Genomic DNA, 23,744 nt, shown 5'->3' on the forward strand with positions numbered 1-23,744 from the left:
TTGAAAGCGCTTGTAGTTACTTGTAGTGCGTTGCCTCTAGCTTTTGCTTGGGGTGCTAATAAAGATATACGTGTTAATGGCAGTTTGGTAACTGAGTCACAACAGCAAAGTTACTATTTAGTTGTTGACCAATGCTCGCAAATTACACAAATAGCCACACAAACGAATATGGGCTTCAGTGACGCAGAACTTTCTGATTTAGTTCATATCGATACAGATACTTGTCAATTTAAGTTTAACCAAGCAGATGAGTATAAATGGCAGCCTGCTGTTAAGTTGACTTATGCAGATGGCATTGTTGAACAAGTGACGGAATCGTTTAGTTGGGAGCAAACGGCACCAGAGATCAGTATTCAAGCGATAGACTTAGTTGAAGTAGCAGGGGAGCAAGGGGTTGCTATTTCGATTATTGCATCAGATAACACTGATCTAACGCGCCTTTCAGCTAATGTTTTAGGGCTTAAAGCATCTGATTTAAAATCTGTTGGTGGTGTTATTGATGACGCCAAACAAACTGCATTTATTCAAGAACAAGAGTTAATTCTACACCCACAGTACGATGGACAATCTGAATATTCTTTCTTTTTTCCATTCAGTCAAAATTTAAGTCAGGCAGAGTTTGCGGCTAATGGTCTATTGGTTTTAACTGTTAGTGCAGAAGATGCAAGCGGCAATATTAATAGCTATTCCGATGTAAGATTAGCCGGCGATAATATTTCGGAGGAGGTGCTTGGTTTTTCAGTATCGCCACAAAGTATCACCATTACTGATCTTCTTCAGTCTGTTAGCATTTTACCGGAAGTGGAATTTGAATTTAGAGGTGCAACACTATTACCCGGCGCAGGAAACGGAGTCACTTATACATCAAGCCAACCTGATTTGGTTGATGTTACTGCGGCAGGTGTGGTGTACGCTAAACGAGATGCACAAGGCGAAACGGCCGACATTTATGTAAATTATCCCGGCCAAGCCCAGCAAGTGGTTTCTGTTGAAGTCAACTCAGCAAGGCAGTTAAGTGGGTTTGCATTTAGTAGCGACAACAGTTTATCTAACCTTAGTTTATCGCAACTAAATCAAGATTTTGAATTGCCTGAAATTTACGCTGTTTTTGATGATGGCAGTATCAATCAAATTTCTAATCAGTTTGATATTTCAATTAGTTTACCTTCACAAGCCAATGGCTTACTTAGTTTATCGCAGGATGGCACTAGTATTCGCGCGCTTCAGCCAGTAGCTGAACATTTAGCTCAACCGCTGACAGTGACCTGGTTAGATAACCCAGCCATCAATGGTCAACTCTTGGTCAGTGCGACGGATGCATTGCCCAATATTACTTTGTCAGCCGCCAATCAGGTGGTTATCAATAACGACTTACTAGTTAACGCGCAAGTATCTGACGATGTTGGTATCGAATATGTTGAGTTTTATCTACATGGGCAGTTAGTAAACAAGGATGGCAAAGCACCTTATCAGTTGAATTTGCCTGTTGTGTCAGAATGGCTAGGTACCGAGTTAGCCATAACCGCCATTGCTTACGACAGTCGTTATCAACAAGGTTTTTCTAATGTGGTTAAAGCCGTTGTACAGAATAAGAAATCGATTGATGTGCCCGAATATTTATTTGAAAAGCCCGTTAATAGTCAACGCATAGTGGAACAAAGTGCTAGTGCATTACAGATAAGTGTGTTGCTAGGTGATAAAGAAAGTGTCAGAAACTTTAAGTCGGGTATATCGGCAGTTGAATTTTTTATTGATGATGCATCGGTAGGTAAAGTTCGTGTTCCCTTGGTAGATATTCGAAAAGAGCAAACTCTGCAAGGTGAACAAGAACTCGTTTACGAGACTTGGATGCTGGATTGGGTTGCACCAGATATCAGTTTAAGAGAAACCAGTACCACTATTTACGCTCATGTCTACGTTGGCAACGAGTTTGAAAAATCGGAAACACGGTTGATTAAACTCGTTGAGAACCAATCACCAGTCGCGACTATATTATCGCCAGTGCAAGGTAATGATGTGGTAGCGGGGCAAACTTTAAAGGTTAAAGCGATCATTGCTGACGATACTTTATTTCTTGGCACCAATGTTCAGCTATTAGTGAATGGCAGCAAGCTACAAGAACAAGATATTTTAGACCCCAGCAAACAAACATCTGATTTATTTGCGCAAAGCGAACAGGTGGAATTCGAATTTCCTGTGCTAGCTGAATCGGTAGGTAGTAGTTTAGATATTCAATTAATTGTTACGGATGTTAATAACCAAAGGGTAAATACTGAGCCCATTAAAGTAGTGGTTGCCAATGATCAGCCGCCGACTGCAGCCATCTCGCATCCGTCAATAGGAGCACAGTTTATTGGCGGTCAAGCTATCGAAATTAGAGCATCTGCAACAGACGACGTTTTAGTTTCTAAAGTCGATTTTTATTTGAACGGCGCATTGCTAAATAGTGATGGTTCCGCTCCTTACCGCGCAGTTTTTGAAGCGCCCACTGTCACTAGTGTTACACAACAATACGAAGTATCTGCTGTTGTTTACGACAATCAAAACCAATCAGCGACCTCACAAGTCGTTACCTTTACTGTTGGTAAAGATGCCCAACCACCTGTAGTCAATTTAGTTTCTCCCGTTATCAATGGGAATTTTGGCGAATCAGCGGTTGCTAAAGTGACTGAAGGCAGCAGTCATTTATTAAAAATTGCTGGCTATGACAATGTTAAAGCGCAAAGCTATGTTGTTTCTGGTGTGCGTTATAACGCTGGTCAAGTTGAAATTACTGGTGATAGTAATAACCAAGTCACTGAACAAGTGTTTGCCTTGCAGCAAATTCCTGACGGGCTGAACGCGTACTCGGCGTATATGCGTTTTGTTGCGCCAATATTTGAAGGTAAAAACGGCGAATCGCTTGATCTTTACCCTATTACGATTGAAGTAAAAGATGCGGTCGGTAATGCTAGCGTTCAGTTCGTTTATATTGGCGTTATCGCAGACGCTATTCCAGAAATAAAAGATGTTCAGCTTGATAAAGCGAGCTACTTTACTAGTGATATTGCTAACTTGGATGTTTTCGCTAGTGATGATGTCGAAATAAATGCATTCGAAATTGAAGTCCTGCAAGGTGAGCAATCACTGTGGCAAGCAAGGCAAGACGAGTCGACGGGGTTAATACCTGGCATAAATGGCAAAGCAAGTTTTGCCATTAACTTGGCCGATTTCAACTTAACTAATGCTAGCGCTGCATTAGCGATAAAAGTCACTGCCTTTGATAGCTCAAATCATGTCTCTGACGCTTATGAGTTGGCGCTGCCTTTAATTGCCGACCAAACAGCGCCAATTGTTTCTATTAACTCGCCGCAATTGGGTACAACTTTATACCGAAACCTTACTCAAATTTTCCATTTTGTGGCGAAAGACAATAGTGCGATTGCCAATATTCAATTCTCAGTTGGTGGTCAGGTATTCGATTTTGACCCTGCGGACTCTGGGCAAAATACTAAGCAATACACAGGGCAGTTTAGTTACTTATTGCCAGATAATGCGTCTAATTTAACCGTGTCAGCTGTTATTACAGATAGCCATGGCAATCAGTCTTCACCTAGTTGGCGATTCGATGTTGCTCAAAATACACCGCCGCAAGTGGACTTTGTGTTACCGGCTGCCGGCACTGGTTACTTTGAAGGTGAGCAATTTTATGCTGCGATTAATGTGCTTGATGATGAACAAGCCATTGATGGAATTACTTTGGAGTTTATCGACGGCGACAGTCAAACTTTTGCAGCCAATATATCATCAAGCCAAGTGCAACAGGCGCTAGATGCGGGTAAGCCAGTATCGGTTGCCTTAACTATGCCTAGTTCTAGCAGTGAAACGATCCAACTTAGTGCTAAAGCTAATGACAACCTAGGCCAAGAAGGCCAAGCCCTATTAAATCTTCAAGTATTGCAAGATACCAAAGCGCCTAAACTCAGTGTGACTGAACCGACAGAATCTATTCAGGTTAGTGTAGATCAGGATTTCATTGTGTCAGGAACGGCTATTGACGATGTTGTCGTTGATGAAATTGTAGTACAGATCTTGTTAGAAAATGACTCAGTAGTCGATTTACCTTGGAAGACAATTACCCGCGACGACAGGCAAGAAGAAATTGAAGTTGCTAATCCACTTAGCCTTGGTGGCATTGCAGTCTCACGTCAGTTTGTTTCAGACTTTAATGGTACACTTAATTTAGACTTTGCCAGTTGGCAGCAATATATTGGCCAATCGCTGACTTTACGTATTCTCGCAAATGACAAAGGGGTTAATGCTAGTGCGCCAATTTTAATTGACCTTGAATTACTGGCTGATGAACAAGCACCAGTCATTGATTTGGTTTCGCCTGGCACAACTGAACTGACAGAGCGACAACATATCGCTTTTATCGCTGCGATTAAAGATAACTTGTTGTTAGCGTCCGCTAGCATTCGTTTGCTAGATGGTGAACAAGAACTCATGTTTTGGCAACAAGACAATATCGAAAGTGCCAGCATTCAACCATCAAAAGAACAAGTCACCTTCGATTTATCTGCCATAGGCACGATAGATAGCAATGGCCATGAATTAACCTTAAAGGTCTTGGCAAGTGATATCTTTGGTAATCAATCTAGTCTAGAGCATACATTTACGGTTTTACCAGACCAAGCCCCGAATATTGCAATATTTAATACCGAACCTGCCGCCCCGGTTATTGGCCAGCCACTACTGGTTCAAGCTCAAATATCAGACGACTACGCGCCAAGTGATGAGCCAATATTAGTTTGGCCTTTTGTTTCAACTTTTTCAGATGAAGTCTTAGCCACTAAAGTCGATAGCCGCCTTTCTGAACATCAAGTCACGACATCACTGACGCTTAATAGCCCAGTTAACGCAGATTTAGGCGTTATGTTAGGCAGTGAACCACTATTAAGCGCTTCCAGCGATACATTGACATTGAATTCTGTCAAAGCGGCTACGCAATTGGAGTTATTACAACTGTCGGTAGCGCAAGGGGTGGTTTTTGAATACGAGATCACGAAAGCGACGGATAATGTCTGTCCAACACAAATTACTACGTGGCGAGAGAGCTCAGCTGATTTAGATCTTAATACTTTAGCTGCTGATGCATCTTGGCTTGAGATCCAACCTATTTGGCTAAGTGCGACTGGCAACGAGCCTATTTACTTGTCTAAGATCCGCTTAGATAAAAACAAACAAAATGTTGCTGAATATATAGGTGAACAAAACCGCCAAAGTGTTAATAAACATAGTTGGTTAATTAGCCTTGAGTTTGATTTTGTTGATAGCCTAGGTAATACAGGCAATAAAACCTCATGGATTGCTTATCCAACCTATACCTTTGCATCGTCTAACACCAAAGAAACCCGGGTCAACGAACAATTTAATCAATTAATTCCAACCCAACATATTACGCAGCCGAGTCGCTTAAATATTAGTTTATTAGGTTACGACAGGAATGTTGTTCATCAAGCCGCAGCCAATGCCATGGATTCTTATTCGTTTAATCTATTAAACGATAGCGAGTTACCACAAATTAGTTGGCTGCAACCTGTTACTGATGCTGTTTTACGTCCAGGTCAAAAAATAGCGTTAAAAACCAATGCTGAAGATAATTCCAACAATATCAAACAGGTCGATTTCTTGTTTGAAGGGGAGTTGATCGCACAATATTCGCCAGCCTTGAATCAGGCTAATGCTGAAATTTTGTATGAAACACCAGACGATTTAGTTGCCGGGCAAGTTGTTGAATTTAATGCAATTGCGTTTGATACCCAAGGTAACTCCAACAGCCAGACATTGCGTTTGGCGACCGATGTTAATCAAGCGCCGATACTTGAACTCAACCAGTTTAAGTCACATCGTGAAATTACAGACAAAGCCAGACTCGAATATGGTGAGTTCTGGGTAAGAAACGGTGGTGAATTTTCGCTTAACTTAACGGCTATCGACGATACAGGCCTTGCACAATATGCGTTTTACCGAATTGAAACGGATGGTTCTAAGACGCTAATCACTAGCAATACGTGGTCTAGTGAGTGTCATCAAAAATTTGTGTTAAACCAAACCTTTGTTTTAAATACTGTATTTGAACAAAATGAGCCGACAGAATATTTAATTGAACTAATCGATAACATAGGTCAAAAAACGGTTAGGCAAATACTCGTCAATCCTCTGCAAAATGTCGCGCCAAGTATAAAAATAACTAGTCCTACTGAACAACAAATGGTCGTTGCTGGCACATTCAATATGGTCGCCACGGCTATTATGGTGGATGATTTAGCTTTGGATTTGGACAAAATCCAAATCTTGGTAGACGGTATTCCAGCCGACTTAAAATCAGCAGGTGTGACGCCGTCAACAAGCGCTAAAAACCAAGCCTTGGATAAAATATACGACGATCTGAAAAAGCGTTACGGGCAACATATTGCCGAAGAGCTTGTCGTTACAAAGCAAGGTGATATTCGAACCAAGTCTTGGATATTGTCCATTCCGGATACGGTTATTCGGGCAAATCAAGATGTTGAACTGGTTGTCAAAATAGAGGATGAAGACCAAGCGATTGGCACCGACACTATTACTTTTATCGGCGCAGCCGATGTTATTGCTCCAGAAATCGCGATTGTTGATCCAGAAATTGGTTATCTGGCCACAGAGGGTTCAAATTTACAGTTTGCCGTTCGAGGTTTAGATAACGTTAAAGTCAATCAGATCGATGCGAAATATACCTTTGTTGCTCGTGACAAGGGTCAAGATTATGTCGCTGATTTAACGCCTGAAGTGAAGTTTTCTTACACGAGTATTCCGGCTCGTGACACTAATCCGGTAACGACACAAAGCATTGATTCTCCTGTGTTTAAACAATTAGTGTCGATCCCTAAGTTGCAAGAACTTAAAGATCAGTACTTCTCACAGACATTAAGCGAAAGTGCGGAATTATTTTTAAGGTTAGAGGCAAAAGCGTTCGATGCTGCTGGCAACCAATCGTTAAAAGATCCAACTCATGGCGTGATTGGTTTCACCCAACGTGATATCAAGCTGAAGTTGGACGAGAGACCTGTTATCGATGTAAAAGAGCCTGTTGCCGGTGCAAGTGTCGTTGAACAAAGTAAATTAGCGGTTAATGTCACCGCGTTTGACGACATAGGGATTAGCTATGTTGAACTGAATGTCACCAATGATGTCGGTCAATCTGTTTACCAGTTTAAGCAATATGCCGCACCGTTTAGCTTCCTATTCGATGTGCCTGCAATTGATGCTAATACTCAGAACTTAACGCTTACTGTAACTGCTTTGGATACCTATGGAGAAGAGACGGGGATCCTTGATGGTCATCAGGTGTCTGAATCATTCTCGGTTAGTTTGGTACGCGATGAGCCACCTATTGTTGAAATCGCTGCTCCAAAAAACCATGATGCCTTCTTAGAAGGTGAAAACATCTTGGTCCAGCTAAATGCAATTGATGACATTGGTATTAGCAGCACAACCTTGTATGTGGAAGGTCTAGTTACGGGTGATCTGCAATTAGTTGATCAACGTGCGCCTTTTGAATTCTTACTGCCTATTCCTTATGGGCAAAGTGGCACCCCGATCCGTTTATCGGCTGATACTGTTGAAACACGTTTTGTTGGTGTGGCTCAGACAGCGCAGAGCTCGGTTATAGAGATAAATATTGATAAAGACGTTGAATCGCCAACGCTAACGGTGAGGCAACCTATTGCAGCTGCACAAATTGCAGAACAATCCAGCTTGGGTTACCAACTCGAAGTTTTAGACAATGTTGATGTTGCCAGCGTGCAAGTTCGATTGCTTGCCGATAAAGATAATAGCAATGATTTTGATGAATCAGAGGTTATTCACAGCCGTACTTTAGTCAACGCGCCTTGGTATGGTTCGATAGATCTGCAAACCATTGATAGTTATGCACCAGAGCTGGCTGTAACTGAGAAAGGTTTAAATTTACGCTTCGAAGCCACCGCATTTGATGGTGCGGGCAATAATACCGTGGTCAATGTGTCGGCAACGTTAATCACAAACCAACCTCCACAGATTAGTAGCATCTCAGTATTAGATAAACGTGGCTTTAGTATTGCGGCAGACCAAGTCACCGTCGGCAGGGATATTACCTTAGCTGTTAATGCAGCCGACCCTGAAAAGGGCGTACGCCAAGTTAATCTTTATCGAGCCATTAACCCTGCTTCGGATCAAGACTTTAAGCTGATTGGTTCAAGCAGTAATGCACCATTCCAGTTCGCACAATCGACAAGTGAATTTAACGTTGGTGAAACGCTAGTTTACAAAGCCGTTGCCATTGATATCGATGGTTACGAATCGACTCTGCAAGATTCTATTAGCCAAGAAATCACCCTAGTTGCTGATATGGCACCGAGTGTAGATATCATTAAGCCATTCAATGATGAGTCGTTTATTATCGCAGGGCAAAGCTTTGAAGTGCTGGCTGAAACCCAAGATGACCTTGGCTATGAGGGTATAGACAGAGTTGAGTTTTGGGTTAACGATGTTTTATACACCAGTGTTAATCAGTCACTGTCTGAGTTAACGGGTAGTGCAGCGCAATTTAATGTTTTCCGCGCTGAAATTCTGCCGCCAGAAAACGTTGATGGTTTAGTCATTGTTGCCGTCGCCTATGATGTTTTGGGGCAGTCTGCATCTAGCCAAGCTATTCGAGTCGGGCAATTACAAGATACAGTACAGCCAGAAATTGTTGCGGTAGAGCCTATAGACGGGGAAATATTAACGTCAGGCGACGCATTATCTCCGTTGGTTGTGGTGCGTGATATTGGCTCTGAACAAGATAGGCAAGTATTCCAAACCTACCGTCGTGAATATCAAGATTCTAACGAGTCATGGGTTACGTTAGCTGAGCTTGAAATCGAATTGTTAAAGCAAAGCCAATTGCCAACTCTGTATCAAACTGAACAACAAACCTATCGTCATGCTTATTTTGGTAGTATGGCTGATGGCAATATATTGCAACGTAGCTTTAAACGTAACGAGAGAGTTAGGGTTATTACTCGTGTTGTTACCGCGCAGCACACGGTTGAACATGAAACTTATTATGAAGTTGGATTAACATTAGCAGAACAGGTTTACCTGCAAACCACGGCAGAGGACACTGGTACCAATAAAGCGGTTTATCAAACAGCGTTGCAGCAGTTTAGCCAAGTTGATAATCAACAAAGCCTAGTAGCCGCTTGGTCAACAGCACCGGCTTTACAAAGTGCGGCTATTTTACCTACTCCAAGCAATCCTAAAGATGTACTAAAAGCACCTGAATACACGGGTCTTTGGTTGGCCGATTATTTTGATTCGAGCTTGCCACCACAGAATGCAGAGCGAGCTGTTTACTCTTCACTGGTCAATGGCGCAGCAGAGATCTTCCGCGGAACCATTACTGATTTAGACAGCGATGCGCAATTTGTGCTAGCGGCTAAGTCAGGCGTGACATGCTTCACCAAGTGTGATGACAATCCAACCGCAATCGATTTTGTTGCAGAGCTAGAAACTGAAATCGCAGAGTTTTCCGAAACTGGTGCAACCTACTATGACGAACTAGGTGCTGAATTACTGATTTTTGGCAGACAAAATGGTGACGAGCAATTTGGTATCCCTTATTTGTTACAAGGTCGGATTAACTTGCCTTATGACGAAGTCTATGCAGTTGAAAAAGTTGGACAGCTTGCTCTAGTCGCTAACGGTAATGGCGGCGTTCAGGTTATCAATATCGAGGATCCGCAGATCCCTTATCATGTTGATTTTATTAAACCGGATGGTTACGTACGCGACGTTAAAGTTTATCAAGGTTTTGCGGTTATCGCTTCATCATGGGATGGCGTAGCGATTGCTGATTTACAACAGCCGGGTTTACCTATTATTGCCAAAGTGGACACGGCAGGGATAGCGAATCGTTTAGTCGTTGATGGTAACAAGGTATACGTGACAGATACTCTTGTCGATGGCAATACCAATGCGTTTCACGTTATTGATATTGCAGACCCGTATCAACCTAAGCTGATTAGAACCATAGAAACGGACGTAGATAGGCAAGATCTACAATCGATTGGTGGGTATGCAATCAAAGCGCTAGGGCAGCAAGTATGGGTCAGTGCTTGGCGTCATGACCAAGAAGCGAACAAGGCCGAAAATGTTGTTAGCTTGTATAATCTATCAGCGGATACCACTCAAGATATCAGTGTGCCACTTGTCGTTAATCGACCTATTAGCGCAAATGATGTTGTGGTTAATCAAATCGATTTTGCCGCAGGTAAAATTCAATTTGCAGCGGGTAAAAAAGGTATTGCTTCAGTCAACTTGCCACAACTGAGTGTTCTTGGTCATCAGCCTCAGCAATCACAAACCCAAGTTTCAACTCAATTATCAACAATAGAAATCGAGCTGTCCGGTTACCTTGATAGCAGTATCGATTTAAGTTCATATGTTCGGGTTAATTTAGGTCATGCTACGCTAGGGCAAGATATTACCGAAGATTTTACCCTGACTGTGATACCGCTTGAGGGTGATGTTGTTGGTCGAAAATTACAGTTAACCCCAAGCACTGAGTTATTCGAAAACCAATCGTACCATGTCACGCTTGAACAAGGTTTGCCGCAATTTTCTGGTTATCCGTTAGCGGCTGACTATACCTTAAGTTTTTATACTCAATCTGTTGCGGGTGAAATAGAGCCGAAAATTCTTGGGGTTCAGCCTAGTAAGGGCGACGTTAAAGGTGGCACTGAGTTAATTATTCAGGGTCACAATCTGTCTGCTGATTATCAAGTTTGGTTAGCGGGACAAGAACTCACCGTCAAAAACTTTATCGCTGCACAAGACTCAGATGATTTTGATCGCTTGGTTGTCGAGACATTACCGAGCTATGCAGGCTCAGCTTCGTTAGTGGTTAAGTCATCTAGTGGCTTGCAAGATGAATTAGTCGGCGCTTTTACCTATGTTGATGAATTGCGCATTAGTTTTGTTACCCCAGCCGTGGTTAATGTCAATCAAACCGGTGTGGATGATAGGGTAGATGTTATCGGCTATGGTTTTAGCCCAGATATGCAAATTACCCTGTTGCAAGCTAATAAACCTGAAACCGCTATAACGTTAAGCACAGATGATGACTCGGTTGATTTATATTCGTCTGAACGCTTCAGCGTATCCTTACCTGATTTCGGAGAGCAGTATCGTGGATTTGCTGACCTGCAAATATCAGATTCACGCGGACGCGTAGCATGGTTACCCAATGCTATTTTTTACGGCCAGTTATCTAACGATAAAACAATTGATACACGTAGCCCGCTAGAGCAAGCTGATATTAGCCGCTTGTTAAATGGTGACGGATCCTTATATGCCGAATTAGATAAGCTGCCTCCGGGTAAGATTACCGATTTGCAAGTCGATCACGAGTTGAACCTTATCTATGTTCTTGGTCAAGGGATCTTGAAGTTAAAGCCTGAGCTGCAGCCGTCATCTATCACCGAAGTATCTGATTTCGAAAATTACTATGCGCCAGGCTGGCTTGCGGTTGTTCATTATCAAGATGAGCTGGTTGAACAAGCAGCCACTATGCATGGCTTAGGTTATTACGACCTGCCGCAAGACGTCGACCCGATTGCTATAACAATGAGTGACGACCACTTGTACGTCAGTGCCCAAGGAAAACACTTCTCGTTTATCGATACCCAATATGAAGATGCTGCGCACCTGTTTGTTTTCGATCGAATTCAGTCGTTGCCCAATCAAGAAAATGGTCAAGAAAGTGAGCAAGAAACCAGAAGTTTGGTTTATTCGACTACCTTGGCGCTATCACAAGCTCCGAGCAAGTTATTGGTTGTTGATAATTTACTAATTGCGGCCAGTGAAGATTCAGGGATCAATCTATATATTCGAGATGGTAATCGCGTATCTGCGCTTAAAACTATTGCAACCTTGGTCACGGCTGATCAGCAAGTTAAGTTTAACGTTATTGATATGGCCGTTGTGGATCAGCGTTTAATTTTTACCGCGGATTCAAGTGAAGGCGCCCAGCTTGGTCGATTTAGTTTAGACCTTAGACTACCGCATTTACCTATTACTAAAATTGACAATATAAGTGAGCAATTTGCGGTTAATGACAATTTAAATATTGGCCATCATTCGGCTTCTATACTAGCTAAGGATATTTGGTCTCAGAACCAGCCGAACGAAGTTGGAGTTATTGATACCTTTGGATTTTCTGTTCCGGGGCGTTTAGTCGCTATAAACAGTCTAGCTAACACAGCGACACAAGCTAGACTGGTGCCGGGCAGTGAAACCCAACCGCAAGCAGCATATATCTCGATATTTGATACTGAAAACCATGATGTTCTGCGCATGGCGGATATGTATGAATTGTTTGAATGTCAGGGCAACGATTGCCTAGTTGCTCAGTCTCGATTGAGTCAAGATGGCTTGATTGTTTCTGCTTGGAATAGCAACAAAAACCACTCGCATCTATCCATAACAGATACTTTGCTCAATGACTTAGTCGCAGTACAACCGGCTATTGAATCTAAGTTCGACCCGGCTACTAATATTGTTCTACAGTTTGCTCAAGCTGTTAAAGTTCCAGAAGGTCAAACCGCTCAAGAGTTTGTCGATACTTATATCCAATTTGTGCAATTAGATGGTTCTGAAACAGGTATCCCTGTTGCTTTTGACTTCAACTTGCAAGATAACCAAATTGAATTGATCCCTGCTAACGAGTTACTAGCAAATTCTCAGTACCAAATTCGCCTAAGTTCAGAGCCGTTAAGCCGCCGTTCTCTCGGTCTAGTTAATCAAACGATAAATTTCGGTACCGCGAATGCCTCGGGTATTCCACCACAAATTGTTGAAGTACAAACCAAAGGTATTTCTATATATGGCGGTGAATTAAAAATATTAGTTAAAGATGGCGAGCAAGCAAAGTTTGAAGTGGCGACAGGTAACGCTACGGTAACAGCTGAAGAAATCGTCAGCGATGGCACTCTTTATACATTACAGATCCCCGCTAGCTTGGCTGGTTCTTCATATATCAAGGTTGTAAACAGCAACGGTATGTCTGATTCGTTACTTGGGGCTTTTGTTTATATTGAGCCTCTGGTGTTATTGGATCTTGATGTCACTTCGGGCAGCTTAGCCGGAGGTCAAAAAGTACGAATCAACGGCCGTGGTTTCACACCGGGTGCACAAAATATAGAAGTTAGATTTGGTGATGTTCTCGCAGCCGATTACAAAGTTCTCGATAATCAAACTCTGGAAGTCACTGCACCAGCCAATCGTATTGGTCAAGTTGATGTATCAGTTAACTACATAGGTGGCGAACGCTTAACACTGGGCAATGCATTTACTTATCAACAACCGAGCCAAGCCAACATAAGTGGGCAAGGGATTGTACGAGACACCTGGCTTGATCCTACTGGTAGCTACTTATTCGTCGCTGCGAGTCAGTTTGGTGTTTATGTTTATCATATCGATGGTTCGAGTTTCGTTAATAATGCTGAAAATCCTCTAACACCAGCCGACTTATTAGAAACCATTGATATGGATGGTGACGGTGTCGAAGATCGTCTTGTTTCACATATTGAATTACCACAAGGGTGGCAGGCAACTTCGATTCAAGGCTATTTTGAACGCAGTGCTGATAAAGTCTTTGTTACTGCCAATCAAATAGGTTCAGCAGGCAGATCGCAAGCCAGTAAGTTATTTATATACGCTTTTGATGAGTTGCAACCGTCTCGAACTCACTTGGTAGCAGATTATCCTCTAATTGGAACATCTGCGACCTCAGTGATTGCCAATAACCATAAAGTGCTAGTCGCAAACGGAGAGCAAGGTGTCGTCGTTGTCGATGGCTACTTGCACAGTAAACTATACCAAGTTGACCAATTAATCTTACCTAACCAGCACTTTGCTCTAGATATTGTTGAACACGAATTGCCACACGATAGCTCCGTTTATTATGTTGCATCTGGTGATTACGACTTCGCGCAACAACTCGTTACAACGGACGATGTTAGTTCGGGTGGCATTTATGTTGTATCAAACAATGCTGTGGATGGCTTTAATACCATCGCCAGCATACCTTATCCAGCATCAAAACTAGTTATCGAGGGTAACTACTTATATGCAGCGGCTGGCGAGTTGGGCTTATTAATTATTGATGTCAGTCAGCCTCACGAGCCTCGATTACTGACTCGAATCGATACATTAGGCGCGATCCATGATGTCGCTATACAAGGTAATTTGCTTTACGTCGCGCTTGGTAACAATGGTGTTACAGCATTAGATGTTAGCCGACCTAGTCAACCTGTTGTATTAGAGAGCTTACAAGCGCAACAAGGTTACGCAACAACACAAATTATAAGTACGCCATACTCAATAATTGGTTCAGGTTATACCGTTCTGGAAGGTAAATCGTTAAATCGTGTTTCTACATACAATGATGTTGCACTTAAAGTTCATGCTGTCGAGCCTAGTTCAAAAATTGTGTTTGCGGATGATGACGCTGGCGCGATTAGAGTTAGATTTAATAAAGACATCGCCGAATACAGTAATAACCAAGACAAGTTTGTTTTAACCCACAATGGCCAACTTGTTAACTCACGAGTTGAATTGGTTGGTAACGATGCCATCGTGTATCCACTGCCTAGCCAGTCAATCGATGATGGAGCATCACTGCAGCTGGATATTCTGCAAGGTGTTAAATCAGTTAAACCTGTTAGCGGCGGCTACATAACTTTATATGAATTACAGCAAGGGCAAGCACATAGTTTTACTTGGTTAAATACACAAGTCGAGCAATCTGAGTTGCAAATTGGTCAAGTGTTGCCGCGTCGTATGTTAGTGGCGAGCTCACAACAATTTACTGTGGGTGTGGTTGGTTTACCTGCTCAATATGACAGTTTGAAAGTGTATATTGGTGGGGTACAAGCGTCTATTATTGAAGTGCGCCAAGATCAAGATAACGAACGAGTCGCCTTGATAGATGCTGAAGTTAATCATATTAGTCAGCCGGGTTTATACAAGGTTAGAGTTGAAGCTGAGTTTGCTGGTGTAAGTAAACTTGCGGAACGTAATGGTGCCTTCGTTGTCGATGAAGCTCTTAGCATTGAACACTTGCAACCAAGCTGGACGCAGCCTAATGGCGGTGAGTGGATCACCTTGTCGGGCACTGGATTTGAACCGGGTAATACGGTTATGCCGGGTATCAATATTTCTGTCGGCTCAACGCCGGTAACTGATATCAAAGTCGAATCGAGCAATTCATTACGTTTTGTTGCACCAAGATCACTGCCAGGCAAATACAATTTAGTTGTCAGTAACCGTTATGGTGATGAAGTCACCAGCGATATCGTTCAGCTTGGTTATGGCTTACGTAAATTCAGCCACGTTAAAGGCGAAAATGTTAACCCTGTCGATATATGGGTAGATCAAGATTCTGGTGTGGCTATTTCATCGTCTGGTTACTATGTCGATGGTCATAATACGCAGTTAATAGACTCGGTTAACTTTGTTGAAAAACTCCTAGCTGTTAGTTACAACTTGCAAGATGTCACTCGTCCTGTGATGGTTGGAGGTGCTAGTTCCTTACCATCAGATCCAGCAAAAATTGCTGAAATAGTTGAAACCAATAGAGTACGACAAATAGCGGTTAAACAAATATTGAAAGATCCGTTAACCGATCAAGAACAGAACTATATAGCCTCTAGCAACGACTATTCTTATACCTTTGCAGTAGATTCAATCCAATTACAAGCAACAACTGAGCTAGAAGAAGATGTACTTCGCAAGCGTTTATATGTCAGTTCGGGTGCGGGTGGTATTGCAAAACTTAACTTGGACGAGCAACGCGGGCTGCAAGTTATTAATCAAGAAAATGTCGGTGGTTTAGTATCTGGCTTTGTTGTTGAAGATGACTTGTTGCTGGCGGCTACCTATAGCTCAACTGCAAAAGCGCCTGATATGGTTTGTCAATTTGGTGTTGGAGCAGGCAGTTCAGGAAGTTCAGTTGAAATTAACTATGCGGACCCAAGTGATCCGGTTCGCTTGCCGACCTATTATCAAGCGAATGGCTCAGCGGTTAGCTTTATCAATGCTAATGGGCAATTAGTCTCAGGTGGTGTTGCTGGCGGCACAACTTGGCAAATGGGGCCTCCATGTCCGGAACGTCACACTGCAGAACAAGTTCAAGCGACAGTAGATACACAACACAATTTAGTTATCCAATCTTTAACAGATCCAAGTCTGCTACGTGAGATCCCATTTGCATCCAATATTTATGATGCCGTGCAATATGGTCAGCATCTAATCACAGCACATGGCGACACAGGTGTAGCTATATTCCCTATCGAGCAGCCAGATAGTAAAACTTGGTTGCAAATTAATTCTGATATTCAGTCTGCGCCATTTAGTGCGGTCAAACTAAGTTTATACGCAAATTTATTGATTGTATCAGGTGACCAAGGAGGCTTTGCGGTATACGACCTAGTTAATTTAAGTGAGCCAGAACTGGTTAGTGCCGGTAACACAGAAAAAACGCTAGCAACAGATATATTTAAGCAAGGTTTGCTATTGGCTAGTCGTAAACAAGGTGTGACGAGCATGGAGCTGCCGGGGGCTGTCGTGCTTGATTTTAACGTTAGCCAGCTAGGAGCATTAAGCCAAAGCCAACCATTGAAATTCCGCTTCAATCAATTTGTAGAATTGGATTCAGTGCAACTGACATTACTTGATACTGCCGGTAATGCGGTTGACTTTAGTTTGTCACCGCTTGATAGCAATGGCACAAGTGCTAGTCAGTATGCTGTAACTATTAATTCAGTTTTGGATCAAAGTGCTGAGCAATTGTTGTCTTTACAAGTCGCCGATGTCAGAACAGTTGCTGGCACGGGTTTATGGCGATCAGTACAACTTGAATTCTATTTAAGTCAAGATATTCAACCGCAAATCAGTCACATTGAGAACGGGATTGTCCATCATGGCCATGAACAAAATATTGATATAGTCGGTAGCGGGTTTACCTCGGATAGCGAAGTTTATTTGGGGCCATATCTAGTCGACAGTATTTTTGTGGATGAAAATCTCTTACAAGTAAATTCTAAGAATCTTGAGCTATTGCCTTTAGTGCAAGGTCATCAAGTTAGTATTTCAGTTAACAATGGTTCCCTGAAAGATATCTATCTTGGCGGTGTGGTTTATTTAGCAAATAGCCTTGAAGCTGAGTTAAATCTCTCGCGTACTTCGGGCAATATGCAAGGTGGCTATAAAATCGCTGTAAGTGCTGATTCTCCAGTCATTGCGCCGGGTAGTAAAATAATGTTGCGCGATGTATTAGGCAATGAAATTGTTACGCAATTAGCTGATGCCGGGAGTAGCAATCGTGACTTGAAAGATGATGTAGTGACTCCGCAGTTATTTGAATTTATAGCTCCAGCGGTCGAAGTTCCGGGTATCTACCAAGTGGCGTTACTCATGGCGGGGCAAGAGGTTTCAGTCGGTGAATTCAGCTATACCCTTCCAGCGGGCGAAAGCATTGATTTACCAAACTATCCACCTATGCAAATTGGTGCATTAGCTAATGTTGATGATTTGCTTTATGTTGGCGTAAAAGGTGGAACAGTTGCACCATCTAATCCTTATCTAATGGAAGCAGGGATTGAAATTTACGACCTTTCCATTCAAGAGCAACCTATTCGTTTAGCGCAACTGAGCCTATCAGAGCCAGCACATCAATTAGCCATTGCTGACTCATTGGCCTTTGTCGCCAATGGAGCTAATGGCTTAACTGTGGTTGATGTTGGCCAAACTGAGCAGCCTTTTATCGTTAAGCATTTACCAATTGCCGGTTACAGAACGGTAGATTTGACGCTAGATCAATCAAGTGGTGTTTTAGCTGCGTTATCAATTAGTGATTTGGGTGATGGCTTCATTCGTTTCTTTGACATTAGTGATCCAGAATTTGATCAGCCTCTAGGTTATCAAACAATACAATTTAGCCAAGGTACTCTAGTTGGCCAACCGCAATCTATGTCTTGGTTCGAAGGTGCGTTATACGTTGTGTTTACACAAGATGGTAAGCAAAAACTCGCCGTATTTGAGCAACTGGCACAGTCTAATTTTGAGCCAACGATATTTGAGTTAGGTGAGAACAATGCAACTGGCTTAACGCGTTTGCAAGTCGTTGCAGGGCAAATTACGGTAGGTGATAACGACGGCCTGACTATGTATCAATATGTTGAAGGTCAAGGCTATCAAAGATATTACTGGCAACAAGCGAGCGATGCCTCGGTATTAGCTGATGTTCAAGGTAACATTTTAACTTCGGATGGCGATGGCGTCGTATTCTTGCCAGCTAGCCAATTAGCCATAACTAAGGTAACGCCGACAACTGGCGAAAATTTAGCGCAGCAAGAAGTCATATCGATTCGATTGAATGGCAGAATTAATACTCAGCCAGAGCATTTGCAACAAGTCGTTGAACTATCGACCAATGGCCAACCACTGCAACCAACTGACTATACTATCGTGGCAACTAACTTTATTTCAGGTGCCGAATTGTTGATTGAAATTCACCAAGGTGTTGATATATCAAGTGGTGTTTCGTTAAGGGTCGATAGCGACTTACAAAGTGTAAATGGCAACACATTAGCGCTAGCTTACAACCGACATTTCAACTATATCGATGACACGCGTCCGCAAATTAATCGTGTCGCACGTCAAGTCAGTGATCAAGGCTCTCTAAAGGACTCGGGACATTATTTCCATGCTGATGGAACTGAGCTTGCCAAATTATATGGGCTTGGGTTTGGAACGGATGCTCAAGCTATTCAAGTTACCGTAGGGGACATCCAGATTGATGCCAGTGATATCTCTCAGGTTACTGATAGCGAGATCACATTCGAATTTCCACAATGGGTTTCGGCTAATGTGGTGGCACCGTTAACCGTTGAAATCAATAAAGCCGGTTTGTCTGCCAGAAAAGTCGGTGCCGCGCTAATAATGCCGCAGCTAGCGTTACAAGATATGAATCCGCCGACAGGTCCACCACAAGGCGGTAATCAAATCACGCTTAATGGTTATGGATTTAACCCAAATACGCAAATTTTCATCAATAACAAACCTGTTAACCACTATCAGTCAGAATCTAGTTGGTTAGCGAATATTACTGCGCCATCTGGTCAATTTGGTTATGCGGATATCACAGCGGTTAATCCACAATTCCCAGATGAAGTTGCAACCCTAAAAGACTACTTCTATGCCGGTAAAGAATTAGCCAGTGTTGATGTGGCTGGTGAAGAACAGTCACCGCTATCTAATATTGTTGCTGATGAGCAATTGCTTTACTTGCTTAGCGGTGGTGGTTATCAGGTATTTGATAACCAAGGAGAGGTAATCTCGGAATTAACCACTAACAATGCGATGTTAATGGTTGCTGATGTCAGTAACCCAGTCGCGCCAAACGTTATAAGTAAAGAAACTGCTGCTGAAACTCAACCTTACCATTTCAAAACCAGTTTAGCGCCTAGCGGTTTTACCCATACGGTTAAGACTGAGCAGTTCTTATACGCGGCAGGCAGCAAAACCTTAACCCAATTTGATTTGACCTTGTCAGCCGAGCCAAGCCTGCATCGAACTTATCAAATGACTGCGCCTATTACTGGGTTGGCAAGTGACGGTAGGCTAATTTTTGTTGCGACTCAAGATGACGTATCAGTTTTCCGTTTAGATGAAAAGTTAGAACTAGAGCGGATTAAACAGCTAACTAGCCAAGAACTGGGTGCTGCGGTTGATTTAATCAAAGTAGCTGAAGATAAATTGTGGTTAGTGCAAAACCAAATTAATCAACTACAAGCCATTGAATTGGTGACAGGTTTATACCAGATTGAGAATAGTATTAAGTTGACTGATCAATTTGGTTTTAGCTATGCGGCTGACGATATCATTATTCACGGTGATTTAGCGTTTATTTCCACCGGCTCTCAGGCGACTGTTGAATTGTTCGATAGTGCGGCGCAATCTGAAAATGCGCATCTAGCCAGTTTGAATTTATCCTACCTTATTCGCCAAGGCGATATATATGCAGGCAAACTGCTGCGTAGCGGCCAAACACTATATATAGCGGCTGGGCATGGCGACTTGCAACTGTTTGATATATCTAGTTGGTTAAACCAGAACTATCGAAGCAGACCAAAGTTAGTTCATTACTTTGCGGTGACAGGTGCGGTTAATGATGTGGCTATTGGCCCAGGTGTTATCTACGCGGCCACGTCTTATGCTCAGAACCATCGTGGAGAGGCGATAGAGAGCCCTGTTCCACAAGGTCAAAGTTATGCACGCTTGGGTGGTGGTTTAAATACAATTGAAAATGATAGATTAGATATCATTGAGCAAAATCCAGATGTTGGCGGTGTATTAACCCAAGGTGAATATATCACCCTAAGTTTTAACCGCATCTTAGACCAAAATCAGTTCCAACAATCGGCGCAACAGCTATTTAGTCTAACCTTGGACGGTGTTCCTGTAGTTGGTACTTGGCAGCATAAGCTTAGCCAGTGGGGTAGCGAAGTATACTTCGTACCAGCGCAACCACTAGAAGATAAAAAGCGCTACTTACTTACTGTTAGCCAATTAGTGTCCGATCTAAACGGAGTGAAACTAGGCGCTGATTACCGCAGTTACTTAATTAACCAAAATAGCCAATCGCTGTCGATTGATAGAGTTGAACCACAGCAAGCCAGTTGGCGCGGTGGCGAAATCATTAGTCTATTTGGTCAAGGTTTTAGTGTTGATACAGTTGTGCAATTGGGCCAGCAAGTATTAGAAAATGACCAATTTACCTTGGTCAGTGACAGTGAAATTCAGCTAACCATTCCAACATTAGATACGTCGCCAACTGAGAATTTATTGGTTGGCCTGCGCGTCAGCCAAGATTGGTTATCTGCGCAATTACCAGCAGCTTTTACTTATATTGCAGACCCAAGTATTGAACAGATTGGTGAATATACAGACAACCGATTAGTTGATGCTGATAAGTCATTACATTTGGGGCAATACAACCGTATTGGCATCCGTGGCGCTGGGTTAAGCAATATCACCCAAGTTTGGATCAATGATGTTTTAGCAAGTGACGTCAAATTAGTTGATGAGCAAACCTTGAGTGTTGCCATCCCGAATAACATGGTCGGCTCACTGCGTATTGCCGTGTCCAATAGTACCAATCGATTAGATCAAGTGATTGATGAGTCATTATTTGTTTATTTGCCAGTTAACGAATACAGCCGGTCTGGTGTCACTGATATGGCACGAGCTGGGGATATTGTCGTTAGTGCAATTGGCGCGGATATCTACTTACAATCGACTTTAGCCGATAGTTCACCAGTGTTATTAAGTCGTACAACACTTCAATCAAGTATCAAAAATATTGCGCTTGATAAACGTTATATTGCCGCGCAACTGCAAAATGGTAACGTCGTTTTACTGGACTATATAAACCCGTATGCCCCAGAAACGATCCATCAAATCTATAACCAAACGCAGCTGGATTTCAGCAATTTAACGATAGATAGCGGCGTGTTGTTTGCTCAAGTTAATTCCAGTTTATATCAGGCTAATACCAACAGCCCTAACTGGCAGCCAGCGTTAGACAATGTCGAACAATGGCAATTGTTCGATGGCGAGTTAATTTTGGCGTCTGGCTCTGAAATAGTAGTGTTAGATGCTGGGATCATTACCAACGAAAAAGCGCGTTTTGACAGTCAGCAAAATGTTGAACAGCTGATTGTAACTGCCGACAACTTATTGTTGGTAGGCGATGATAGCTTGGCGTTATGGCAACGCAATGGCAGCTACTTTGCCCCTAGCTATGAATTGCTAGGTCATACGAGTTTTGTCAAAGAGGGCATTTGGCAGCTAAGCGGAGAATTAGCCGCACTATTTAGCGAAGGTCAGATCCAGTTATTTGATTTAGATGCGTCTGCTGGCCAACTGACTATTAATGAGCTACTGACTTTGGATGCCGATGCTATTCGTTTAGATAAGTTGGCAACAACCAATTTACGAGGCAGTTACCTTGATTGGTTGCAATCGGGCAAGCTCTACCATCAAGCATTACCACTGCCTAATATGTGGCGCGATAAGCGCCGCGATATCTACACTGAATATGCAGCTTTAGCTTTCAATATTGCAGGCCAGAATCTAGCTTGGAGTAATGTCGAACTAAACGTCGAGAGCAATAACCTAGAGCATCAGGGCTTTAGCCAAATTAATGGTCGCCAACTAGCCTTTACACCGCTTGAAAGCTGGGTATTAGATAGCCATGTAACCAGTCACTTATTTAATCAGCCAACGCAGAGTATAGACGGCGCGCAAGTGCAATTTGACCAAAGCGTTAATCAGCAAGTCGCCAACATACTACCGACCGAAGATGCTTATTTAGAAAAGCTGACACCTAACTACACTATCACTGGGCGGGCAACCGACTTTAGTTTAGCTGGCGTTAATCTGCACTTACTCGAATCTATTCAAATCGGTAACCAGACCTTTAGCCAAGCAGATTTTGAAGTAGACAGTAGTGGCCAAGTGATACGTTTCAGCCATGCATTTAGCGATGCCGCGTTACTGAGTGTTGAAGCAAGCTACGCAGATAAACAAGTCGCTTTGCCAGCTGCATTGCAGGTTGATCAGGCGTTAGCCATTAGTGCTATATATTCAGACAACAACATTGCTAATGACAGACTAAGCGATAGTGGTGGTAATAGAATTACAGTAGCTGGTAAAGGGCTAAAAGGACAACTGGGTGTTCACTTAGTGTTGGCTGATGGCAGCCAGCCGTTATCTAATACTAATAAAGTTAGTTACGAATTAAGTGCCGGTCAGCTGAGTTTTGTGGCGCCAGCAGCAATACCCGATTTTGAGTATCGCGTTGTTATCACCAAACCATCGACGCAAGAGCAGCATTCCTCTTCTACAACCATGCTTGGAGTTGATGATACTAAGCCAAGGTTCGTTTCGTTACAGGCGCTTAGCTACTTTAAACCGCTAACTTTAACCTTTAACGAAAATATATCTATTAGTGATTTTACCGTTATCAAATCAAAGCAGGATTATTCGGTTGCGCCAGATGAGGATATTTCTGCACGCTTTGCTCTTAATGTTATAGATAACCAAGTTAGCTTGGCGCTTAAACCTAACCAAGTACTTGAGCATAATGCAGTTTATACCGCGCAATTGCAGGGCATTGCCGATTTAGCTGGCAATCAAGTTCTAAACTATAGTCAGGCTTTAGTTGATGGTAATTGGCAAAGTGCGTTTATAGCAGAAGACAGGTTAGCACCAAGAAATACGCAGTTAACTAGTCAAGGTGAAGCACTGTCGCTATCTGTGTCACTAACAAGAGGCCGCAGTTATAGCTTTGAATTAAGCGCTGAAGATAACTATCAGGCGCAATTAACCCATAAATATAGGGTGTCTACCGATGGCGGTGTTAGTTTTGGTAATGAGTTATCCGCAACACAAGGCCGTTTTGAGTTAAGAATTTTAGAAGCGTTTGCTCCGCAATTAGTGGTAAGAACTAAAACCATTGATGGTAATGGTAACTTCTCCGAAGCAAGCTTTAACGCTAGTATCGTCGATCCTAATATTCAAATTTCAGCAGTGAGTACAACGCCACTCGAAGTCGAAGAACTAACGGCTTCTCAAGT

The 23,744-nt window shown here is 42.6% G+C and carries 1 protein-coding gene (cut by a window edge); it reads left to right on the plus strand.

Features of this window, described 5'->3' with window-relative positions; translation table 11 throughout:
- Positions 1 to 23,744 carry the 5' portion of an Ig-like domain-containing protein gene (locus C2869_RS07325; protein WP_159084081.1) on the plus strand. Its footprint extends 15,889 nt past the window's final position, so only the first 23,744 of its 39,633 coding nucleotides appear in the window; the start codon lies at positions 1 to 3; its stop codon lies beyond the right edge, outside the window.

Origin of the sequence: Saccharobesus litoralis (assembly GCF_003063625.1) — a bacterium.
Classification (GTDB): domain Bacteria; phylum Pseudomonadota; class Gammaproteobacteria; order Enterobacterales; family Alteromonadaceae; genus Saccharobesus; species Saccharobesus litoralis.